The 19,015-nt window shown below is 70.9% G+C and carries 17 protein-coding genes; 9 read left to right on the top strand and 8 right to left on the bottom strand.

What is annotated here, in order from left to right:
* The first annotated feature begins 25 nt into the window (after nt 1-25).
* From Scani_RS41660 to Scani_RS06445, 3 genes are all read left to right on the top strand, one after another.
* On the top strand, nt 26-1,438 hold the full coding sequence (locus Scani_RS41660; protein WP_281391869.1) for a hypothetical protein: 1,413 nt from the start codon (nt 26-28) through the stop codon (nt 1,436-1,438).
* A 115-nt stretch (nt 1,439-1,553) separates the two neighbouring features.
* A complete protein-coding gene (locus Scani_RS06450; RefSeq protein ID WP_159470854.1) occupies nt 1,554-2,735 on the top strand; it encodes a S8 family peptidase in 1,182 nt (393 codons plus the stop codon).
* Between the two features lie 80 nt (nt 2,736-2,815).
* Nucleotides 2,816-3,322, top strand: a complete 507-nt coding sequence (locus tag Scani_RS06445; protein WP_159470852.1) for an FBP domain-containing protein — start codon at nt 2,816-2,818, stop codon at nt 3,320-3,322.
* Between the two features lie 59 nt (nt 3,323-3,381).
* Here the strand turns inward: Scani_RS06445 and Scani_RS06440 are convergent, their stop codons facing one another.
* Together Scani_RS06440 and Scani_RS06435 are read right to left on the bottom strand one after the other, a co-directional pair.
* Nucleotides 3,382-4,695, bottom strand: a complete 1,314-nt coding sequence (locus Scani_RS06440) for an alpha/beta hydrolase (RefSeq protein ID WP_159470850.1) — start codon at nt 4,693-4,695, stop codon at nt 3,382-3,384.
* Between the two features lie 293 nt (nt 4,696-4,988).
* Nucleotides 4,989-5,813, bottom strand: a complete 825-nt coding sequence (locus Scani_RS06435) for an alpha/beta fold hydrolase (protein ID WP_159470848.1) — start codon at nt 5,811-5,813, stop codon at nt 4,989-4,991.
* 194 nt (nt 5,814-6,007) lie between these two features.
* Here Scani_RS06435 and Scani_RS06430 point away from each other — a divergent pair, with 194 nt between their 5' ends.
* Entirely contained in the window at nt 6,008-6,406 is a 399-nt protein-coding gene (locus tag Scani_RS06430) for a MerR family transcriptional regulator (RefSeq protein WP_159470846.1), read from the top strand.
* 104 nt (nt 6,407-6,510) lie between these two features.
* A complete protein-coding gene (locus tag Scani_RS06425; RefSeq protein ID WP_246295513.1) occupies nt 6,511-7,365 on the top strand; it encodes a DUF5937 family protein in 855 nt (284 codons plus the stop codon).
* Here the strand turns inward: Scani_RS06425 and Scani_RS06420 are convergent.
* From Scani_RS06420 to Scani_RS06400, 5 genes are all read right to left on the bottom strand, one after another.
* Nucleotides 7,349-8,122: a succinate dehydrogenase iron-sulfur subunit gene (locus tag Scani_RS06420; protein ID WP_159470844.1), complete on the bottom strand. Its 774-nt coding sequence runs from the start codon at nt 8,120-8,122 to the stop codon at nt 7,349-7,351. The two genes, Scani_RS06425 and Scani_RS06420, sit on opposite strands and share 17 nt — an antisense overlap.
* On the bottom strand, nt 8,122-9,876 hold the full coding sequence (sdhA, locus tag Scani_RS06415) for a succinate dehydrogenase flavoprotein subunit (protein ID WP_159470842.1): 1,755 nt from the start codon (nt 9,874-9,876) through the stop codon (nt 8,122-8,124). Before sdhA ends, Scani_RS06420 begins: the two co-directional genes overlap by 1 nt.
* Before the next feature lie 20 nt (nt 9,877-9,896).
* Nucleotides 9,897-10,385 (bottom strand): succinate dehydrogenase hydrophobic membrane anchor subunit, encoded by a 489-nt coding sequence (locus Scani_RS06410; RefSeq protein WP_086720443.1) that lies wholly within the window; start codon nt 10,383-10,385, stop codon nt 9,897-9,899.
* A 6-nt stretch (nt 10,386-10,391) separates the two neighbouring features.
* On the bottom strand, nt 10,392-10,772 hold the full coding sequence (gene sdhC / locus Scani_RS06405) for a succinate dehydrogenase, cytochrome b556 subunit (protein WP_030066793.1): 381 nt from the start codon (nt 10,770-10,772) through the stop codon (nt 10,392-10,394).
* Between the two features lie 208 nt (nt 10,773-10,980).
* Nucleotides 10,981-11,529: a 2-oxo-4-hydroxy-4-carboxy-5-ureidoimidazoline decarboxylase gene (locus tag Scani_RS06400; RefSeq protein WP_371872314.1), complete on the bottom strand. Its 549-nt coding sequence runs from the start codon at nt 11,527-11,529 to the stop codon at nt 10,981-10,983.
* Nucleotides 11,530-11,910: 381 nt separating this feature from the next.
* Between Scani_RS06400 and Scani_RS06395 the strand changes: the two genes are divergently transcribed.
* The 3 genes from Scani_RS06395 (at nt 11,911) to Scani_RS06385 (ending at nt 16,067) form a co-directional block, all read left to right on the top strand.
* Nucleotides 11,911-13,623: a beta-N-acetylhexosaminidase gene (locus Scani_RS06395; protein WP_159470840.1), complete on the top strand. Its 1,713-nt coding sequence runs from the start codon at nt 11,911-11,913 to the stop codon at nt 13,621-13,623.
* Nucleotides 13,624-14,232: 609 nt separating this feature from the next.
* On the top strand, nt 14,233-15,024 hold the full coding sequence (locus Scani_RS06390; RefSeq protein ID WP_246295511.1) for an RNA polymerase sigma factor: 792 nt from the start codon (nt 14,233-14,235) through the stop codon (nt 15,022-15,024).
* Nucleotides 15,024-16,067 (top strand): hypothetical protein, encoded by a 1,044-nt coding sequence (locus Scani_RS06385; protein ID WP_159470838.1) that lies wholly within the window; start codon nt 15,024-15,026, stop codon nt 16,065-16,067. The genes Scani_RS06390 and Scani_RS06385 overlap by 1 nt, the downstream gene beginning before the upstream one ends.
* 275 nt (nt 16,068-16,342) lie before the next feature.
* Here the strand turns inward: Scani_RS06385 and Scani_RS06380 are convergent, their stop codons facing one another.
* Nucleotides 16,343-17,218: a L,D-transpeptidase family protein gene (locus Scani_RS06380; protein ID WP_159470836.1), complete on the bottom strand. Its 876-nt coding sequence runs from the start codon at nt 17,216-17,218 to the stop codon at nt 16,343-16,345.
* Nucleotides 17,219-17,351: 133 nt separating this feature from the next.
* Between Scani_RS06380 and Scani_RS06375 the strand changes: the two genes are divergently transcribed.
* Nucleotides 17,352-18,950 (top strand): acyl-CoA mutase large subunit family protein, encoded by a 1,599-nt coding sequence (locus Scani_RS06375; RefSeq protein WP_159470834.1) that lies wholly within the window; start codon nt 17,352-17,354, stop codon nt 18,948-18,950.
* Nucleotides 18,951-19,015: the final 65 nt, after the last annotated feature.

Raw genomic sequence — 19,015 nt, 5'->3', positions numbered from 1 at the left:
AAGGGGGGCCGTTGTGGTTAGCGCCATGGAGGAGCGCGAGAGCGCCGAGACGAGCGAGAGGCAGCGGAAGGAGGCGGAGCGGGACAGCAAGCTGAAGTCGTTCCAAGGCGAGCGCTTGACCCCGCACTCCCCTTCCGACTTCCACCACCACGGCATCAACGCGCTCCGCAAGATGATCGAGAACGCCAAGCCGGAAACGCTGGAGACGGCCGGCGACCACTGGCGCAAGTCCGCGGATCTGCTCGGCGGACAGGACGGGCACGGCGGCATCCGTAAGAAGTTCATGGATGCCGTCGATCACGCGACGGCCCACTGGGAGGGCTCGGCGGCCGACGCGTTCCGCAAGGAAGCCGTCAAGGTGCTCGGCAAGATCGACCGGACGTACCGGCATGCCCGGAAGGCCGAGGCATCGCTGATCGGCTCGCGTGAGTCGGGCCCGCAGGTCGGTCTCGCCCACAACCTTCGCCAGGCCATGGAGGCCATGTCGAAGATCCACGACCCGGGGAAGTGGGACAGTCTCACGGACGACAGTGGCGACGACGCCCAGTTCCACCGGGACATGGCGAACCCGAAGATGGACGCCCGCCAGGCGCTGGAGCTCAACCGGGACAAGCTGTCCCTGAGCAAGGAGCGTCAGGTCGAGGCGGTCGTCGTGATGGACGAGCTGGCGAACCATTACTCGGGACGCGCCGATATCTGGGGCGATGACGGTGACGACGGCCTTCATGGCGATTGGCCGAAGGAGCCGGGCAGCGGCCCGCACCCGCCGCCGGTACGGATGCCTGACCCGGGCGACAGGTACCACCCGGATCCGTCGTCGGTCACACCGCACCACCCCCATGGCGCGGGCGGTGGAGCGGTGCCGCCCGGATTCGACGGCCCCAAGGTCAGCCGGCCGGACCTCCCGGTCCACACAGGGCTCGACAGCCTGCAGGGCGGCACCATGGCCCCGCCCTCGGTTTCCGGTGGACACAGCGGTGGTCTGTCCGGTGGCGGACATGGCGTGGTCGGCGGCTCGGGCGGCGGTGCGGGCGGCGCGATGCCGCTTCCCATCGGCATGCCCGGGGGCGGCATGCGGTCCGGCGGCGGGCGAGGTGCGGCCGGCGCCGGAGGTATGCGCGGAGGCATGCCGGGCGCGGGCGGCGCAGGCGGCGCCAAGGGTGGCAAGGCCGGCGCGGCCGGACGCAGCGGTGCGCAGGCGCGTACGCGTGGCGGCACGGTCGGCAAGCCGGGTGGTCCCGCCGGAGGAGCCAAGCAGGGCGGTTCGGGTCTGCATCGCAGCCGTGGCGGCCAGCAGGCGGGCATGGGTGCGGCCGGAGCCAAGGGCAAGGACAAGAAGGAGAAGGAGCGCACCACTGGTCAGCGCCCCGACTACCTGGTCGAGGACGAGGAGACGTGGATGTCGCAACGCAATGTGGCGCCCCGCGTCATCGAGTAGGACACCGCCACCGCCTTACGGCGGCCGGTAAGGAGCGGCCCCGCACCCGAGGGTGCGGGGCTTCTCTTTGGATGGAACACTGCCGCCCGGACAGCACAGCGAGAAGGAGCCAAGCATGAGGGTCACCCGAGGACTGCGCGTGACGGTGGGTGCCGCGCTGACCGGCGCGCTGCTCATCACCGCGAGCGGTACCGCCTCCGCAGACCAAACGCGCAAGGATCTCTGGCCGTTGGAGGCGTTCGGGGCTGAACAGCTGTGGAAGGAGGCCACCGGCAAGGGCGTGACGGTGGCCGTCCTTGACAACGGCTTTCGGGAGACCCACCAAGACCTGAAGGGACAGTTCCTTCCCGGGCCGGATTTCGGGAAGGCGACTCAGGAGGAGGGGGCCAAACACCTCAAGCCGGGTGAGAACGTCCTCGACCACGGTACTGGCATGGCGGCGATCATCGCGGGCCACGGCCACGGCCCGGGGGGCTCCGAAGGTGTCAAGGGGCTGGCGCCGGAAGCAAAGATCCTTCCCGTGCCGGAGTACAAGAACACCGGGCTGGCCACACGCTGGGCCGCCGACCACGGTGCTGACGTCATCAATATGTCATACACCGAGGGTCGTTCGGCTGACACCTGCGAATCCATCCACTACGCCATTTCCAAGGGCGCCGTGGTGGTGGCCGGTATGGGTAACGAGGCTGCGACCGACAAGAATTATCCGGTGGCCTGCCCGGGTGTGATCGGTGTCGGTGCGGTCGATGAATACGGCAAATCGGCTGAGTTCAACAACTACAACTCCGACATGGACTTGCTCGCGCCCGGGGTGAAGATCCCCGCCGCGACGGGCAGGAGCGACTCGAGCTACCACACTGAAAACGGAAACTCGGGCTCCACCGCCTACGTCTCCGGCACAGTCGCCCTCCTCAAGGAAAAGTATCCCGACCTCACTCCCGGCCAGATCGCCAACCGGCTGGTGAAGACGGCCGGCCTGCCCAAGGACCAGAAGGGCCTCAAGCTCCCGGACGCGCACTACGGCTACGGCTTCATCCAGCCCGGCCCCGCCTTGCGGAAGGACATCCCCGAGGGCTCCAAGGAGGGCCCGCTGCCGATGCCGAAGGGCAAGGCGTCATCGCAGCTGGATGCCGGCGCGCCCGACGCCGACCCGCCGGTCGGCGGCAAGGAGATCATGAACCGGGCCCTGCTCTACGGCGGCATCGGCGTCGGTGTCCTGGTGGTCGTCGGAGCCGTCGTCGCCATCGTCCTGGCATCCCGTCGCCGCAAGAGCGCCGGTGGTCAGAGCTGGGGCTGAGCCGGGACAGCGCCCCGCCCCTCCCTCGCGGGGAGAAAATGAGAAGACGTGGCGCCGGGGCGCTGTTAACTTCCCAGGTCATGGACCCCGTAGGTGAAAAAGCGATACGTGCCTCCTTCGTCAATTGTTCGAAGGGCGAAGCGAGCAGGATGCATCTGCCCGTGGGGCTGGCCGAACTTCCTTGGGGGGACCTGGATTTTCTGGGGTGGCGTGATCCCGGGGCGCCGGACCGGAGTTACCTGGTGGCGCCGCGGGGCGAAGGGATCATCGGGGTGACATTGCGGGTGCCGCAGGGCGTCCGACGGAGTTTCACGAAGACGACGGTGTGCTCGGTCTGTGTGACCGGGCATCCGGGCTCCGGCGTCAGCCTGCTCGCCGCGCGTCGGGCCGGTCCCTTGGGGCGGCAGGGGAACACGGTCGGGACGTATCTGTGTGCCGATCTCGCCTGCTCCCTCTACGTACGGGGCCGCAAGAAGTCCCAGCTCGCCGGGCGGCACGAGGAGACGCTGCCGCTGGAGGAGCGGATCGCTCGTACGGTGCGGAACCTGGACGTCTTTCTGGACAAGGTCCTCGAGGGCGAGCGGTAGCGGACCGGCGAGGAGCAGGAGGGGGAGCGGGGTGTCCGCTTCCCCTCCTGCCTTTGTGGTCAGGGGGTGTGGAAGACGACCTCGGGGTTGGCGGCGGACGGGCCGTCCAGGACGGGCTGCGGTATGCCGCGCAGCTGCTGGTCGAAGAAGGCACCGGCATAGGTCCGGGTGATCTCGCCGGCGCGCTTGCCGGGGATCGGCGCGGTGGGGTCGGGGATGCCGAGCTGGGCGCCCAGGACCGGCAGATCGATGAAGGTGAAGTGCCCGGCATCGCGGACCGTGAGCCAGCGCTTCCAGCCGTCCAGCCGACGCCAGTTGGGCAGCCAGCTGCCTTCCTTGCCGTCCGGCGCATGGCCGCTCAGGTTGCCGAGCATCAGGAACGGCCGCCCGTTGAGCCCGGAGGGCGGGACCGGGGCGGAGAAGCCGCCGTCCATGTTGATCCCCGCGCGGATGCGGCGGTCGGCCGCCATGGCGGTGGCCGCGCTGTTGCCGCCGATGGAATGTCCGGCGACGCCTGTCCGCTTCGGGTCGATCATCGACGAGTACCGCCGGGCCGGGCCGTGCGGGCCGTGCGGCGCGGCCGTCAGGGTGTCGATGACGAAGGAGATGTCGGCGGCGCGGCCGGTGGCGACCTTGGCCATCAGCGCCAGTTGGTCATCCTTGGGAGCGTCCTTCACCGTGTCGCAGGCGACGCAGGTGAGGGTGCGGCCTCCGGGGAAGGCGGTGCCGAGGGATTCGTAGGCGTGGTCGAGGAGTGCGACGACATAGCCGCGGGAGGCCAGCTCCTCGGAGAGCAGGGAGAGCGTCGCGCGGTGGAGGGCGAAGCCCGGGGAGAGCACCACCAGCGGGTGGTGACCGCCGACGGCCCGGGCGCCGGTGCGGGCGTGGGTCCGGGTACCGGCGAGCTGCTCGGCCGGCAGCACGTCCGCGAGTTCGCTGCCCTTCAGCAGGAGTTGGGCCTCTTCGGTGGTCATGTAGGACGTGGGGGCGCCGCCGGTGCCGGGGCGGGCCGGGTAGTACATCGTCGCCATCAGCTCCCGTGCGCCCGCGGACGGCACCCAAGGGTCCCGGCGTTGTGCGTCGGTGAGGTGGAGCGTGTCGCGTCCGACGGCGTACGGCCCCGTGGGGCGGGGGAGTTCGAGCGGGGCGGAGTGGGCTGCGGGACCTCCGCGGGTCTCTGCCGCGAGAGTGGGGGAGGGCGCCGAGACAGCGAGGGAGGCTGCCGGGATCGCGAGGGAGGCCGCGGGGACCACGGGGGAGCCATGGGCGGCGCGGGGAGAGGGGGCTGCGAAGGCGGAGTCGCCGGCGGCGAGGGGTAAGGGGAGCGCGAGGGCGAGAAGCAGGCCGATGGCACTGCGGCGGAATCGGATCATGATTCAGAGCGTAGGCGGGGCAGTTCGCAGTCGGTACTGACAAACGTCACGGTCTGTGATGACACCTTCAGGTGTCGACAACCGCCGACGACCACTGCCATGCACCGAGGACCGCAGATGCCGTCCTCAGGCCCCAACGACCACCGCCATGCCCCGACGACCACCGGCGCCGCCCTCCGGCCCTGACGACCACTGCCATGCCCCGACGTCCACCGGCGCCCCCCCGCCCCCGACAACCACCCACGCCACCACCCCTGCCACCACCCCCGCCCCCTACAACCCACCGTCCCCCCTCACAACCCCTGCCGCGTGAGGAACTCCTGGATCAGGTCCTGCCACTCCTCCGGGCGTTCGACCATGGGCAGATGCCCCGTGGCGATCTCGGCGTACGCGGCGCCGGGGATGTGGTCCGCCAGGTATCGGGAGTGGGAAGGGTGCACCAGGGGGTCCAGGGTGGTGGCGATGACCAGGGTCGGGACCGTGATGCCCGGCAGGTCGGCCGTGGTGTCCACGGTGCGGACGAGCGCGGCCTGTTCGGCGGAGCCGCTCGGTGGGAGGGACGGGTCCGGGTCCAGCGCGGCGGCCAGTTCGGCGGGGGACAGGGCGTTGAAGCGCTCGGGGGCGAGGCCGGCGAGGGCCCGCGCCTGGGCGAAGCCCGTATGGTCCGCGCGCTCCAGGAGGTGCAGGAACAGGTCCATCCACACCGTCGTACGGGCGTCGGCGCGGGCGAGACCCGCGGTCAGCACGAGGCCGCGGACCCGCTCGGGATGGCGGGCGGCGGCGCGTACGGCGACGGCCGTGCCCATCGAGTAGCCGATCACGGTGAAGGTCTCCAGACCGGCCCCGGTGGCCGTGGCCACCACGGCGTCGGCCAGGGCGTCCAGTTCCAGCGGTCCGGTGGCGCGCGGGGAGTCACCGGACCCCGGGTAGTCGGGCGCCACCACGCGATGGCCGGAAGCCGACAGCGCGGGGATGAGGCCGCCGTAGTTGCCCTGGACGCTTCCGGTCGCGCCGTGGGCCAGCAGGACACCGGGGCCGGCGGGGGCGCCCGCGACAGTGGTGGAGAGCGGCGGGAAGGGGGCGGTAACCGGGGGACGCCCGGCGGGAATCTGGGTCATGGGAGAGAGGTTGCACCTTGACGTCGGTGTGAAGGTCAAGCCGGCGGCCCGGCGAATCCCGGTACGGCGAGATCGCCAACAGCCCGAAGCCGTAAACAGCCGTACGCAGTTGTAAGCAGCCATACGCGGCGGTACGCGGCCGTACACATTCGCCACAGCACGCATCACCATGAATCGCCACGGAGGGGGACCGCATGCGAATCGGCGAGCTGGCCCGGCGCACCGGAGTCAGTACGCGAGCCCTGCGCTACTACGAGCAGCGGGGGCTGCTCCGCGCCCATCGGGACGCCAACGGCTACCGGCGCTACGACGACGAGGAAGCCGTCGAGCTCGTCGGCCGGATCCGGGAGCTTCTCGCCACCGGGCTCAATACGGACGACATCCGTGCCTTGCTGCCCTGTGCCCAGGGCGGACCGGGGCTGACCCCGTGTGCGCTGTCGAGCGGCATCGTCGAACGGCAGATGGCCCAACTCGAAGCCGAGATGGCCGACTTGACCCGGCGTCGCGCCGCGCTCGGGGCGTATGCGCAGGTCATGCGGGAGCGCCGGGCGCAGGACGAGGCGTTGGCGATCAGGGCGCTGCGCTCGGCCTGAAGGCGGTGGGCGAAATCCCCGGGCGGGGGCCGGATGCTACCGGCCGGTTCCGCTTGCCACCATCCACCCGTCGGACAGATCCTCGTGTTCATGCCGCGAGGGGAGTGGCGCAGCAGAAGCAGGGGGACGATGTGCTACGAGTGCACTTCACCGCACAGGATCTGGCGCGTACGCGCGTGGCCGACGGGGCCGACCCGCTCTGGGAGACGGTGCTGAGCCTGCACAGCCTGCGGGAGAGCCGGACCGATCCGGCGCTGGCGGCCTGGCGGCAGCACTCCGTGCTGCACGGGCCGGGGCCGCTGCGGACGCTGTTCGCGCTGGTCCCGCCGTACGGCTACTTCCCGGACTTCCTCACGCCGGCCGCGTCCCAGTACGGCGTCGAGTCCGGTCTGGAGGCCGTGATGAGCACCCCGCGGCAGCGGCTGCGGACCGAGCTGACGCGGCTGTCGGGGCACCGGGCGCTGCCGGGGTGGGCGCGCGGCATCGGCGAGGGCGAGCCGGCGGCGCTGCGGCAGCTCGCGCGCAGCCTGCGGACGTACCACCATCTGGCGGTGGCGCCCGCCTGGTCGCGGATCGCCCAACGGGTTGGCGCGGACCGGGAGTTGCGCAGGCACGCCATGGGGCAGTCCGGGGTGGAGGCGATGCTGCGGACGTTCGGAGCGCCGATGCGCTGGCAGCCGCCGGTGCTGGAGGTCGACTATCCGGTGCGGCGGGAGCTGCACCTGCAGGGGCGCGGACTGGTCTTCGTCCCCTCGTACTTCTGCTGTGACCACCCGCTGGCGCTGGTGGACGACGCGCTGCCGCCGGTGCTCGTCTACCCGGCGCGTGAGACGGCGGGCGAGCAGGCCGAAGGGCCCCGCCTCCGGGGATACGGAGGCGAGGCCCTTCGGGACGTACCGGCTCTGCTCGGCGGCCGGGTCGGGACCCGGATCGCCGTGGGTCTCAGAAGCGGCGGGTGATCAGCGCCCGCTTGACTTCCTGGATGGCCTTGGTGACCTCGATACCGCGCGGGCAGGCGTCCGTGCAGTTGAAGGTCGTCCGGCAGCGCCAGACGCCGTCCTTGTCGTTGAGGATCTCCAGGCGCTGCTCGCCGCCCTCGTCGCGCGAGTCGAAGATGAAGCGGTGCGCGTTGACGATCGCCGCCGGGCCGAAGTACTGGCCGTCGTTCCAGAACACCGGGCACGAGGAGGTGCACGCGGCGCAGAGGATGCACTTGGTGGTGTCGTCGAAGCGCTCGCGGTCCTCGGCGGACTGGCGCCGCTCACGGGTCGGCTCGTTGCCGGTCGTGATGAGGAAGGGCATCACATCGCGGTACGCCTGGAAGAAGGGCTCCATGTCGACGACAAGGTCCTTCAGCACCGTGAGGCCCTTGATGGCCTCGACGGTGATCGGCTTCTCCGGGTTGATGTCCTTGATCAGCGTCTTGCAGGCGAGGCGGTTGCGGCCGTTGATGCGCATGGCGTCCGAGCCGCAGATGCCGTGGGCGCAGGAGCGGCGGAAGGTCAGCGACCCGTCCAGCTCCCACTTGATCTTGTGGAGGGCGTCCAGGACGCGCTCCTTGGGGTCGATCTCCAGCTGGAAGTCCTCCCAGCTGGCGTCCTCCGAGATCTCCGGGTTGAACCGGCGGATCCGGAAGGTGACCGTGATCAGGTGCGAAGCGCCGTCCTCGGCCGCGTCCAGTTCCGCGGAGTGCTTGTCGAGAGTCGGGGTGCTCATCAGTACTTACGCTCCATCGGCTGGTAGCGGGTCTGCACGACCGGCTTGTAGTCGAGGCGGATCGACTCTGCGCCGTCTGCGCCCACCTCGCGGTACGCCATGGTGTGCCGCATGAAGTTGACGTCGTCGCGGTTGGGGTAGTCCTCGCGGTAGTGACCGCCGCGGGACTCCTTGCGGGCCAGCGCGGAGACCGCCATGACCTCGGCCAGGTCGAGCAGGTTGCCCAGCTCGATGGCCTCCAGCAGGTCGGTGTTGAACCGCTTGCCCTTGTCCTGGACGGACACGTTCAGGTAGCGCTCGCGCAGCTCGCCGATCTTCTCGACCGCGGTCTTGATCGTCTGCTCGGTGCGGAACACCATCACATTGGCGTCCATGCACTCCTGCAGCTCCTTGCGGATCTCGGTGACCCGCTCGGTGCCCTTGGAGTCGCGCAGCCGCTCGACCTGGTCGATGACCTGCCGCGCCGGGTCCTCGGGCAGCTCGACGAAGTCGGCCGTGGCCGAGTACTCCGCCGCCGCGATGCCGGCCCGGCGCCCGAAGACGTTGATGTCCAGCAGCGAGTTGGTGCCCAGGCGGTTGGCGCCGTGCACGGAGACACAGGCCACCTCGCCGGCCGCGTACAGGCCCGGCACGACGGTGGTGTTGTCCGAAAGGACCTCACCCTCGACGTTGGTCGGGATGCCGCCCATGGCGTAGTGCGCGGTCGGCTGGATCGGGATCGGGTCCGTGTAGGGCTCGATGCCGAGGTAGGTCCGCGCGAACTCGGTGATGTCCGGGAGCTTGGCGTCCAGCTGCTCCGGGGGCAGGTGGGTCAGGTCCAGGTAGACGTGGTCGCCGTCGGGACCGCAGCCGCGGCCCTCGCGGATCTCCGTGTAGATGGAGCGCGAGACGACGTCACGCGAGGCGAGGTCCTTCATGACGGGCGCGTACTTCTCCATGAAGCGCTCGCCGTCCTTGTTGCGGAGGATGCCGCCCTCACCACGGGCGCCCTCCGTCAGCAGGATGCCCATGCGCCAGATGCCCGTCGGGTGGAACTGGAAGAACTCCATGTCCTCCAGCGGCAGCCCGCGGCGGTAGGCCGCGGCCTGGCCGTCACCGGTCAGGGTGTGCGCGTTGGAGGTCACCTTGAAGAACTTGCCGGTGCCGCCGGACGCGAAGATGATCGACTTCGCCTGGAAGACGTGGATCTCGCCGGTGGCCAGCTCGTACGCCACGACGCCCGCGGACTTCTTGACGCCGTCGACGTCCTGGAGCAGCAGGTCGAGCACGTAGAACTCGTTGAAGAACTCCACGCCCTCCTTGACGCAGTTCTGGTACAGCGTCTGGAGGATCATGTGGCCGGTACGGTCCGAGGCGTAGCAGGACCGGCGGACCGGGGCCTCACCGTGGTTACGGGAGTGACCGCCGAACCGGCGCTGGTCGATCGTGCCGTCCGGCGTGCGGTTGAACGGCAGGCCCATCTTCTCGAGGTCGAGGACCGAGTCGATGGCCTCCTTCGCGAGGATCTCGGCGGCGTCCTGGTCGACCAGGTAGTCGCCACCCTTGATCGTGTCGAAGGTGTGCCACTCCCAGTTGTCCTCCTCGACGTTCGCGAGGGCGGCGGCCATGCCGCCCTGGGCGGCGCCGGTGTGGGAGCGGGTCGGGTAGAGCTTCGTCAGGACCGCGGTGCGGCTGCGCTTGGTCGACTCGATGGCCGCACGCATGCCCGCGCCACCGGCGCCGACGATGACGGTGTCGTACTTGTGGATCTTCATGGTTCCAGTCAGCCCCGGCTTCAGGAGATGTTCGGGTCGAAGGTGAAGATCACCAGCGTGCCCAGAAGGACGGTGAAGACCGTCGCGGTGTACAGCAGCATCTTCAGCCAGAAGCGGGTGTTGTCCCGCTGCGCGTAGTCGTTGATGACCGTACGCAGGCCGTTGGCGCCGTGCAGCATGGCCAGCCACAGCATCAGCAGGTCCCAGACCTGCCAGAACGGCGAGGCCCAGCGGCCGGCCACGAACGCGAAGCCGATCTTGGAGACGCCGCCGTCCAGCACCAGCTGGATCAGCAGGTGGCCCAGGACCAGGACGACCAGCACGATGCCGGACAGCCGCATGAACAGCCAGGCCTGCAGCTCGAAGTTGCCCCGGGACGCACGCCCGGTCTTCTTCGTGCGCTTGCGCGGCGCCTCGATGACCGGAGCCGGGTGGTCCACGTCATAGAGCGAGACGCCGTCGGACGCGCCCGCCGCGGTGGTACCTGCGGAGGTGGTTTCAGCAGACATCTCGCGTCAGCTCCCGAACAGCGTGCGCAGGGTGTGCTGCAGCACGGGGTAGAAGGCACCGGCCATCAGCACGACCCAGACGCCGACAACGGTCCACAGCATCTGCTTCTGGTACTTCGGGCCCTTCGACCAGAAGTCCACGGCGATGACGCGCAGGCCGTTGAGCGCGTGGAAGAGGATGGCGGCCACCAGGCCGTACTCCATCACGTTGACGATCGGCGTCTTGTATGTCGCAACGACGTTGTCGTACGCCTCGGGGGAGACGCGTACGAGAGCGGTGTCGAGGACGTGTACGAACAGGAAGAAGAAGATGAGGACGCCGGTGACTCGATGAGCCACCCAGGACCACATGCCTTCCCGGCCGCGGTACAGCGTTCCAGCCGGCACGGAAATACCCTCCGGGAGCGGGGATTGGGGCGCCAGCCGGCTTCTCTGTCGGTCGGGCCCGGCCGGGTACGGTCCACCGGCCGCTCGTCATCGTATCGACGAGCTGTCGGTTCCTCGCGCGGGGGTCCTTAGGTGTGATCAAACAGGCACCCAACGGGCTATCACACCGGCGATAACCGGGACGTTCCTGGACAGGGGCGGCATAGCCCTACGGTGCGGCGGCCACCAGCCGCCGCAGCCGCCCGCGGGCCAGCCGGCGCAGCTCGTCCGCGGCGACCGCCCGCTCCTCGTCCGGCTCGTTGCCCAGCCGGGTGCGGAGGGCGGACAGCACCTGGTCGAGCAGTTCGTCGTCGCGATAGCCGTCCAGGCAGATGACGAAGACATGACGGAAGCGCCGCTCGTACTCGGCGTGGGCGGCGCGCAGCGCGGTGTGGGCGGCGAGGGTGCCGGGCCCGCGGGCGCCGACCAGCGGCTGCGGGGAGAGGGACTCCTCGGCGAGCGCCTCGTCCAGCTCGGCCGCGGTCAGGTCGTAACAGGCCTCGTCGGAGGCGGCGAGCAGGGACTCCGGGTCCGGGTACGGGCGGTGCGCGGCCACCCGCTCGGCCCAGCGGCGGCTGCCGCAGCAGCTCAGGAGCGCCGCCAGGGTGTCGTTCCGGGTGAGGGCGTTGAAGCGGAGCAGCCCGATGTCCTCACGGCGGGGGCGGGGCAGGCCGGAGCCGGCGGCCCGTGACGATATGCCGCACCACGGGGGCTGCACAGGACGCAGCGTCGTCGGCCGGGCGGCCGGGGTGTCACCGGACAGCGTGGGCTCCTCGGACGGATGCGAATGGATCGGTTCGACGGGTGCGGGACGGGTGACTGCAGGAAGCTGGGGGAGCGGACCGAAGCCGGGACTCGCAGGAACCGGCGGCGGGTGTGACGGTGGTGCGTGTGACGCGCCACCCCGGTGGTATCCGGTGGTTCCGGAGAGGCCCTGTGAAGGGGGTGACGACTGGAACCGCCACGCTAACGAGGCTTGTCGTTCAGTGTCCGAAGGATGCGCGAATTTCACCCGGATGAGAGAGCTTTCGTGCGTTCGGTGGACGACCGGCTCCGCACACCTGGCAATGCCTTCGCCCCGAAAAGTGAGGATTGCACGATGTCGAATCCGATGCGGCCGCCGCGCGCCCCGCGGCCCTCGGCCTCCCCGCGCCCCCTGGCGACGCCGGGAACGCGCACGGGCCCGGCGGCCCGGTCCGCCCTTCCGGCCGCGGCGCTCGCCGGTGCCCTGCTGCTCGCCGCCTGCTCCGGCACCGCCGACACCGAGCCGCCCGGAAGCACCAGCGCCAAGATGAACCCCTCGTCCGCCGCCACCCCCAGCTGGGCGCCGGTGACCGGAACACCGCAGGTCATCCCCGCCGTCAGCGAGTTCCACCGGGCCGACGGGCGCGGCTGGCGCCCCTCCAAGGGGGCCCGGGTGGTGGTGCCGGCCGGCGAGAAGAGCAATGTCGCCGACGAGGCCCAGCGGATGGCCAACGACCTCGGCCTGGGCATCGTCTACAGCGACCAGCCCGTACGGCCCGGCGATATCGAGGTGAAGCTGACGGGCAAGAACAGCGACAACAACGTCCCCGTGGAGAGCTCCGCCGATCAGGCCTACACCCTCAAGGCCGCCGGCACCAAGCTCACCCTCACGGCCCCCACCGACGCCGGAATCTTCTACGGCACCCGCACCGTCAAGCAGGCCGTACGCGCCGCCGGCGGACTCCCCGAGGGCACCATCGACGACCGGCCCGACCGCCCGCAGCGCGGAATGTCGCTGGACAACGCCCGCAAGCCGTTCAGCCAGAACTGGATCGAGGCCCGGCTGAGGGAGATCGCCGACCTCAAGCTCAACCAGTTCCAGCTGCACTTCTCCGACGACCAGGGCTTCCGCATCCAGAGCGACACCCACCCCGAGATCGTCTCCCCCGACCACCTCAGCAAGGCCCAGATCCGCCAGATCATCGCGCTCGCGCGCACCCTGCACATCTCCGTCGTCCCGGAGCTGGACTCGCCGGGCCACCTGGGCGCCGTGCTGGACCACTATCCCGCCCTGCAGTTGCGCAACGTCCAGGGCCGGGTGATCCCCGGGGCGATCGACATCTCCAACCCCAAGTCCGCCCCACTGATCGACTCGCTGCTGAAGGAAATGAGCGAGCTGTTCACCAACCCCAAGGGCGCCCCGGCGTACTGGCACCTGGGCGGCGACGAGTACCAGGCGCTGATGTCGTCCTCCCCCGCCACCAAGTACCCGCAGCTCGCCCGGGCCGCCCAGAAGAAGTACGGGTCCCGCGGCACCATCGAGGACCTGACGACCGGCTGGCTCAACGACCGGCAGAAGACGGTGGAGGCCAAGGGCAAGAACCGGGTGGAGGCCTGGAACGACGGGTTCTTCACCGGCGGGGTCGTGAGCGCGGACAAGAACCGGATGGTCGACTACTGGACCGGCAAGGAGGCCGGCAAGCGGGACCCCGCGGAATTCCTGCGCGAGGGCCGCAACGTCATGAACTTCAACGACGAGTACCTCTACTACGTGCTCGGCGAGCCCAACCAGTTCGTCTATCCGACCGGTCAGCGGATCTACCAGAGCTGGACCCCGCGGGTTATCCGCGGCACCCGGCCGGTGGCGGTGCCCGCGAACATGACGGGCCCGGACCGCATCCCCGGGGCGCGCTTCGCGATCTGGTGCGACCGGGCGCAGGCGCAGACGGTCCAGCAGGTGGCGGCCGGAATCCGGCTGCCGCTGGCGGCACTGGCGCAGAAGACCTGGGACCCGCGGACGCCCGCGCTGTCCTGGACGGACTTCAAGGCGCTGGCCAACCGGGTGTGAGGGCGAGGGCCCGGTAAGAAACGAGTGAGAGAACGAGGACGGCCGGGGCCGCCACCCCCCACAGGAGAGGCCCCGGCCGTCGTTCGCGGAGGGCGTGTGACGGCCCTCTATCCGGTACAGCGCCAGACGGCGCGAAAGCGTCACACGGGGTACGGGCAGGCGTACGGCTAGTGGTCTGGACGAGGGCCCGAACAGGCCCGTAACGTGCGGATCCGCGCCGGTCGGCGCAGTGTTCGGGCCGCCGGCCGCGGCCGGGAAATGCCGTCCTCCCCGGGAGTTCCAGATGGATCCGTGCGCCCACTTCTCCCAAGCGCCGGCCGCTCGGCGCTCCCCTTCCGAAGGCTCCGCACCAGCGGGTGGCGCCGCCCTCCCGGGTTCGGATCGTGGGCCCACACGGGATACGGTCTGCGGGAAGATCCGGGTTACCGGCGGTTTTCGGCCTGCCGCGGCGGGCCGCGCGCGGTAGCCGACCCGGTTCCGGTGCCGTACGGGCACTGCCCGCTCGAAAGACGCCGGGAACGGGGAAGCAAGGCCGGTGGCACGGTCGAGCGAAGCAGTAATGCAGCAAGGACCGGGCGGCGGACATTCCGCGTGCGACAGGATGGACCCGTGCGAGGGGACGACATTCAGCCGGACGACCGTCGGCTGACGGTGGCCGTGCAAGCGGCACAGGACGGTGACGAGGCGGCGTTCCGCACCGTCTACCGCGCCGTACACCCCCGGCTATTGGGATATGTACGGACCTTGGTGAGCGAACCGGACGTGGAGGACGTCACGTCCGAGGCCTGGCTGCAGATCACCCGCGACCTCGCCCGCTTCAGCGGCGACGCCGACCGCTTCCGCGGCTGGGCGGCCCGCATCGCCCGCAACCGCGCCCTGGACCACATCAGGATGCGCGGCCGGCGCCCGGCGATCGGCGGCGACGAGAGCGAGCTCGCCGACACCCCCGGCGCCTCCGACACCGCGGGCGAGGCGCTCGAAGCCCTGGGCACCGGGCGCACCATGCGGCTGATAGCCCGGCTGCCGCAGGACCAGGCCGAGGCCGTGGTGCTCCGGGTGGTGGTCGGGCTCGATGCCAAGAACGCCGCGCAGGTGCTCGGCAAGCGGCCCGGGGCGGTGCGCACCGCCGCGCACCGCGGACTGCGGCGGCTCGCCGAGCTGCTCGGCGACGAGCTGGACGGCAGCCGGGACGGATACCAGGACAGCAGCCGGGACGGCGGCGACGACGGCGCCGGACACGGTGGAGGAGCTCCCTCCGGCCGGCCCGTACAGGGCCCGCCCGGAGGTGGCGGAACGGTGAACGGAGTGCCCGTACAGGGCAGAAGACGCCGCGACGGCGTGGCGGAATCGTACGTACCAGGTGTGACGGAAACGGCCGCACGAACGCAGAAGGACATGTGATGGCCGACGACCGGTACAACTGGCTCGACAAGGACACCGCGGAGCAATTGCTGCGCGGTGAGCCGGTCAGTGCCCGGCACGGTGACGGCGCACGTGAACTCGAACAGCTCCTGGAGGCCGCCGCCGCGGTCGCCGCCAGGGCACCCGAAACCGTCGAGCTGCCCGGCGAAGAGGCGGCCCTCGCCGCATTCCGCCAGGCCGCCCGCGGCGGCGCCGGCCGCCGTGCCGCCGGCGGTACGGTCCCGGGCGCCGGGCGCACCGCCCGCACCGCGGACCTCGCCGACCGCACCCGGATCGCCCGCCCCTTCCGGCGCGGCTTCGCCGTGGCCCTCGCCGCCTGCGCCATCGGCGGCGTCGCCGTCGCGGCCGGTACCGGCGTCCTGCCCGGCCCCTTCCGGGGCGGCGACCCGGCACCCGCCTCCAGCGTCTCCGCCGAGGAGACCCCCGGTCCCTTCCGCACCGGCGAGCCCGGCGCCCAGACCGACGGCACCACGGCGCAGACCCCCGACGCCACCCCCGGCCGGAAGGACACCGCGCCTCCCTCCGGGACCCCCAGGCCCGGCAGCAGCCGCGGCGCCGGCGCGAGCCCCGGCACCGGCGCGAGCGGCGGCACGGGAAGCGGCCACACCAAGCCCGGCGACGGCAGGACCGACCCCGGCCGCGGCAGCAAGAAGAACCTCCTGCTCGCCCTGTGCCAGAACTACGAGTCCGGCAAACGGGGTGCCATGGACCGCGACACCCTGCGGCGCCTGGAGAGCAAGGCCGGCGGACCGGAGAAGGTGCACGCCTTCTGCCGTGCCTACCTGGCGCGCTACCAGAACGTCGGCGGCTCGGGCGGCTCCGGCGACAACGATGGCTTCATCGGCGGGACCGTCGGCGACACCGGCGGGTCGGGCGGCGACGAGGACGACGAAAGCCACCCCTCCCAGTCGCCCGGCGCCACCCCGAGCTCCGGCACGTCCACCCCGGCCCCCGGCCCCTCGGCAACCGCCCCGGACCCCGGAAGTGCCACGCCGAGCAGAACCGCCGGCAGCAAGGTGTGACGTTTTTTGAACCCGTGGCGCAGTAATGAGTGAGCCGACTGGTCATCGGCTGCGCGACGAGCCGGGGTTCCCCCCGTACCTACGGCTCAGCGCACTCGGCGCGGGCGGGGCACGTTCCCCCGGCCCTGCCCGCGCCCCTTCTTTTGCGCCTCAGCCGGCGCCACCCCTCTTTGTGCCTCAGCCGGCGCCGCTCTCGCGGATGTGGTTGCTCGGGGTGGGGTTGCTCAACTTTCGCTTCGGTCAGAGATGTGGGTCGGGCCTTGACGTGGGTGCGGCTAATGGAAGACGACCACCTTGGTCCCCTTCTTCACCGTGTCGAAGAGTGCGGCGATCTTGGTCTTGTCGCGGACGTTGACGCAGCCGTGTGAGGCGCCGCGGTAGCCGCGGGCCGCGAAGTCCGCGGAGTAGTGGACCGCCTGGCCGCCGCTGAAGAACATCGCGTACGGCATGGCCGTGTGGTAGAGCGTCGAGACGTGGTGGCGGCTCTTGAAGGTGAGGGTGAAGGTCCCCTCGCGGGTGGGGGTGTACTGCGACCCGAAGCGGACGTCCATCGCCGAGACGATCCGGCCGTCGACCCGCCAGGTGAGGGTGTTGCTCCGCTTGCTGATGCAGATCACCCGGCCCGTCATGCAGCGCGGATCGGGGGCGCCGACCGGCCTCGTGGTGGGCGGGTAGAGCTCGGTGTGCGCGGGCCGGCGGGTGCGGGACCGCAGCGCCCGCCAGGCCGTGGGCTGCACGGCGCCCGTACGGGGCAGGCCCTGCCGCTGCTGGAAGGCGCGGACCGAGGCGGCGGTCATGGCCGCGTAGTAGCCCGTCGGGGAGCGGTCGAAGAGACCCAGTTGGGCCAGCCGCGCCTGGAGTTCGCGGACCTGCGCACCGCGCGCACCGGCCGCCATGAGCGGCCGTCGGACCCGTGGCGCGTGGTGGGCGGTGCGGTGGGGGCGCGGCGGGGTGGTGTGCCGGGCCGTGGTGGGCGGTGCGTGACGGCCGAGCGGCGGGGGAGCGGGGGTCGTGGGGGCGTGGCGGCTGTCCTTGCCGTCCGGCGAACCGGCTCCGGTGACCGTCACCGGACGGCAGCCCACCACCAGCGCCGCCACCACCAGCACCGCGGCCACCGCGGGCGCCGTACGTCTTCCACTGCTCCGCTGCATGCGCAACCCCCGGATCTCGGCGGCCCGACCGGCCCTCGGTGACTCTTCCCAGCGCTGCGCGGCGGCGAACCTGCGGGCATGCTGTGAGCACGGCGTATCCCGATGCCGGTCACCCAGCGGGAGGCGTACAGCCATGGCGCACGAGTCGGGCAGGGAGCGGTACAACGAGAGCGGGCTGCCCATCGAGCCGGTGTACGGGCCGGAGGCGCTGGAGGGCTGGGACCCGGAGCGCAGCCTCGGCGCGCCCGGCAGCTACCCGTTCACCCGCGGGGTGTATCCGTCGATGTACACCGGACGGCCCTGGACGATGCGGCAGTACGCCGGCTTCGGCACCGCGCGCGAGTCCAACGCCCGTTACCGTCAGCTGATCGCCCACGGCACCACCGGGCTGTCGGTCGCCTTCGACCTGCCGACGCAGATGGGCCACGACTCCGACACCCCGATCGCCTCGGGCGAGGTCGGCAAGGTCGGGGTGGCCATCGACTCCGTCGAGGACATGCGGGTGCTGTTCGGCGGCATCCCGCTGGACAAGGTGTCGACGTCGATGACGATCAACGCGCCCGCCGCGCTGCTGCTGCTCCTCTACCAACTGGTGGGGGAGGAGGAAGGGGTGGCGGCGGACCGGCTGAACGGGACCGTGCAGAACGACGTGCTCAAGGAGTACATCGCGCGGGGGACCTATATCTTCCCGCCGCAGCCGTCGTTGCGGCTGACCGCGGACATCTTCCACTACTGCCGGGCCGAGATCCCGCGGTGGAACACCATCTCCATCTCCGGCTACCACATGGCGGAGGCGGGCGCCTCGCCCGCGCAGGAGATCGCCTTCACGCTCGCCGACGGCATCGCCTACGTGCGGACCGCCGTCGCCTCCGGGATGGACATCGACGACTTCGCGCCACGGCTCTCCTTCTTCTTCGTCGCCCGTACGACGCTGCTCGAAGAGGTCGCCAAGTTCCGTGCCGCGCGCCGGATCTGGGCCCGGGTGATGCGGGAGGAGTTCGGTGCGAAGAACCCCAAGTCGCTGATGCTGCGCTTCCACACCCAGACCGCGGGGGTGCAGCTCACCGCCCAGCAGCCGGAGGTGAACCTCGCCCGGGTCACCCTCCAGGGACTCGCCGCCGTCCTCGGCGGCACCCAGTCGCTGCACACCAACTCCTTCGACGAGGCGATCGCCCTGCCCACCGACAAGTCGGCCCGGCTCGCGCTGCGCACCCAGCAGGTGCTCGCCCATGAGACCGATGTGACCGCCACCGTCGATCCGTTCGCCGGTTCCTACGCCGTCGAGTCGATGACCGACGAGGTGGAGGAGGCGGCCGTGGCGCTGATGCGGCGGGTCGAGGACATGGGCGGCGCGGTGGCCGCCATCGAGCGCGGCTTCCAGAAGGGTGAGATCGAGCGCAACGCCTACCGCCTCGCCCAGGAGACGGACGCCGGCGAGCGGGTCGTGGTCGGCGTCAACCGCTTCCAGCTGGACGAGGAGGAGCCGTACGAGCCCTTGCGGGTCGACCCGGCCATCGAGGCCCAGCAGATCGAGCGGCTGGCCGTGCTCCGGGAACGCCGTAATGCCCGGGCGGTCTCGGCCGCCCTCGGTGACCTGCGCAAGGCCGCCGAGGGCACGGACAACGTCCTCCACCCGATGCGCGAGGCACTGCGGGCGCGGGCGACGGTGGGCGAGGTGTGCGATGCGCTGCGAGAGGTGTGGGGGGCTTATGTGCCGACGGATGCGTTCTGAGGGGGAGTTGCGGGGGCGGTGACCGGCCCTGCGGGCCTGCCGTGGGCGGCGCCGGGCGGGCGGAC

The sequence above is a fragment of the Streptomyces caniferus genome (genome assembly GCF_009811555.1).
GTDB classification, from domain to species: Bacteria; Actinomycetota; Actinomycetes; order Streptomycetales; family Streptomycetaceae; genus Streptomyces; species Streptomyces caniferus.
This window is presented reverse-complemented; position numbering and strand designations above follow the sequence as displayed.